Genomic DNA, 2,800 nt, shown 5'->3' with positions numbered 1-2,800 from the left:
GATCCGGGCCTCCCGGGCGCCGCCCGCCAACAGGTGCGCCACAGCCTCCTCGGGCAGCCCGCCCAGGCGCCCGAGGACGGCCTTCCGCACCCACGCGCCGTACCGCCGCATGCCCACCAGCGCCGCCAGGGGAGCCAGTCGCCGCAGCACGGCCTCGTCCGCGCCGGGGAGCGCGCGCTCGAGGGCCGCGCGGGCCAGGTCCCGTACCCGCTCGTCGGTGTCCGCGCACCTGATCAGGACGAGTGGCAGCACGGAGGCGGGCAGAGCCCCGGACTCCGCGCGGGCGAGCGCCGCCGCACGGACACGGGCGTCCGCATGACCGAGACACAGGGCGACCTCGGACTCGGTGGGCGGCAGGCTCCAGGAAGGAGCGCCGGGGCCGGTCTCCCGCCAGTACGGGGCCCGGTCCCAGTCGGCGATCTCCCGCTTGTCGAACCAGTGGAAGCCGACCCGGATCCGGCAGTGAGAACGCCGGCCCCTCATCACGCCGGCGGTGCCCGACCAGACGCCGGCGTCGAGGGCGATCCAGTCCTCGGCCGCCCCGGCACCGACCGCCGGGCCCACACCCTTGCCGCGAAGCAGCCGTTCGCCCGGGGTGTGCAGCAGGGTGGGACGGAGTCCGTACGTCGTCATGGGCGGACTGTAACGTCGTCGCCCACCGCCCCCACCAGCTCTTTTCCGTCTCCCGGTGCTGCCGTCGCGCACGGCCGGAGTGTCCGGGCCACGGAGCGCGGTGGGCTCCGCGGCAGTCACCTGAAACCCGTCCCGCGCTCACGCAACCCGCTTCGACGCCACGACGTCCAACTCCCTGACGGGCGGCTGCCGATCACTCAGGAGAGAACGTGGCGAAGAAGGACCGGACGACGGACGCGGCGAGGGAGAAGGACCGCGAGAAGTGGATGGCGCGTTTCCAGGTCCGGCTGGCCCTGCAGCCGGGTGTGGACCGGGCGGTCGTGCTCCAGGCGGTCAAGGAGGTCACGGCGCACTGCGCGGATACGGGTGAGCACCCGCGGACCGCCTTCGGCGACCCGGACGCCCACGCCGTGCAGACCGCCGCGCGGCTGGTGCCGGCGGACCGGGCGGCACGCGCGAGGCGGCACAACGCCGTGCTGGACGCGCTCGACTCGGTGTCCGGGAGAGCCGGGGACATCGCCGGTCCGTGACCTGTCGAAGCGGCTTCCGTCACGCCCGGCGCACGGGTTCTGACACGAGCTTCTGTCCGCCGGTGCCGCTGGTGGCCCAGCCGGTGCCGAAGGCGGCACCCGGCTGAGCCGGAGCACATCGATCGTCGTGCGGGCGGGCCTGTCGTCACCGGCGCGACTGCGGGCCGGCCCAGCCGGACACCGTGAGCGGTGCCCCGCCGGGCCGGGTGGCGTCAGCGGTCGGTCAGGGCGGCGAGGGTGGCGTCCAGGTCGGCTGCCCCGGGCTGATTGTGGGGGAGCTTGGCGAGGATCCTGGCCATGCCGCAGGTGTTGGTCAAGGCGGAGAAGACCAGGCCGCCGGCGACGCCCGCGGACAGCAGGCGCGCCGCGCTCCAGCGCTGTCCGGCGATCAGGCCGGTCAGGACGAGGGACCCGGCGGCGAGGCGGACCTGGCGGTCCATGGCCCAAGGGGAACGGGTGCCGGCGGGGCGGTGGAGGTCGTGACCGAGCTGCGTCCAGGCGGTGGTGCCCCCGGTGAGAGTGGCGGCGGTGACGCCCTGATCGGCCAGACGCCGGCAGGCGGTCGCGGAACGGGCGCCGGAGGCGCACACGACGAGGAGGTCACCGCGGCCGGCGGCGGTCTTCAGGGCGGGCAGGGCGGTGTCGAGGCGGTCGAGGGGGATGCTGTGGGCGCCGGGCAGGTGGCCGGAGGCGTATTCGCCGGTGGTGCGCACGTCGATGACGATCAGCTCGTGCAGGCGGGCGTCGACCTGGTCGGCGGTGAGGGCGGTGGTGGGTGTCACGGGGGATTTTCCTTTGCTCGGTTGGAGTTACCCCTTCGGTAGGGTACCCACGGGGGTATCTCGAAGGAGTGTGGGTCGTGGAACTGGCGATGGCGGCTGAGGAACTGAAGACGGTGGTCAACCGGCTGCGCCGGGCGCAGGGCCAGATCGCCGGTGTGATCAAGATGATCGAGGAGGGGCGGGACTGCGAGGACGTGGTCACGCAGCTCGCGGCGGCGTCCCGGGCGCTGGACAAGGCGGGTTTCGCGATCATCGCCACCGGTCTGCAGCACTGCCTGACCGATGCGGACATGGCCGCTTCCGGTGACCGGGAGCAGATGCGTGCCCGGCTGGAGAAATTGTTCCTGTCTCTGGCCTGACCCGTCAGGTGAGGGCGTCGATCAGCATGAGGGCGGCCACGACCAGCAGCACGACGGCGAAGGTGCGCTGCAGGAGCGTGCCGGTGACCCTGGCGGCCAGGCGCTTGCCGTCCCAGGCCCCCAGGACCGCCGCCCCGGTGAAGGGGCCGATCACCGTCCAGTCGATGCCGGCGGTGGTGGCGCCGCGGGTGGCCAGGGAGGCCAGCGAGTTCGCCGAGATGACCAGCAGACTGGTGCCGACGGCAGCCTGCATCTCGAACGCCACCACCGTGACCAGGGCAGGGACGGCGAGGAAGCCTCCACCGACCCCGAGCAGTCCGGTCAGCGCGCCCAGTCCGGCGCCGGTGCCGGCTGCCTTGACGGCCCTCGCTCCGCCGGCTCCCGAGCCGGTGGCGGCGCGGCCGGGGCGCAGCATTCCGGCAGCGGTGAGTGCGGCGACGGCGGCGAACGCGGCGGTCAGCACGGACTGGGGCAGGCGGGCTGCGGCGGCGGGCAG

At 73.9% G+C, this 2,800-nt stretch carries 4 protein-coding genes and 1 pseudogene; 2 read left to right on the top strand and 3 right to left on the bottom strand.

Going from position 1 to position 2,800, the window contains the following annotated elements:
* Positions 1-633, bottom strand: a pseudogene (locus B7767_RS29790) (hypothetical protein); the annotation flags it as partial.
* Between the two features lie 209 nt (positions 634-842).
* Here B7767_RS29790 and B7767_RS29785 point away from each other — a divergent pair.
* On the top strand, positions 843-1,163 hold the full coding sequence (locus B7767_RS29785) for a hypothetical protein (protein WP_085574864.1): 321 nt from the start codon (positions 843-845) through the stop codon (positions 1,161-1,163).
* Between the two features lie 212 nt (positions 1,164-1,375).
* Here B7767_RS29785 and B7767_RS29780 read toward each other — a convergent pair whose 3' ends face one another.
* On the bottom strand, positions 1,376-1,945 hold the full coding sequence (locus tag B7767_RS29780; protein WP_085574863.1) for a rhodanese-like domain-containing protein: 570 nt from the start codon (positions 1,943-1,945) through the stop codon (positions 1,376-1,378).
* A gap of 77 nt (positions 1,946-2,022) precedes the next feature.
* Here B7767_RS29780 and B7767_RS29775 point away from each other — a divergent pair, with 77 nt between their 5' ends.
* Positions 2,023-2,304, top strand: coding sequence for a metal-sensitive transcriptional regulator (locus tag B7767_RS29775; RefSeq protein WP_018845516.1), 282 nt, complete (start codon positions 2,023-2,025; stop codon positions 2,302-2,304).
* A 4-nt stretch (positions 2,305-2,308) separates the two neighbouring features.
* Here B7767_RS29775 and B7767_RS29770 read toward each other — a convergent pair.
* On the bottom strand, positions 2,309-2,800 hold a 492-nt coding region (locus B7767_RS29770), incomplete at its 5' end, for a TSUP family transporter (RefSeq protein ID WP_179167344.1).

This window comes from Streptomyces sp. 13-12-16, assembly GCF_002114215.1.
GTDB lineage: Bacteria > Actinomycetota > Actinomycetes > Streptomycetales > Streptomycetaceae > Streptomyces.
This window is presented reverse-complemented; position numbering and strand designations above follow the sequence as displayed.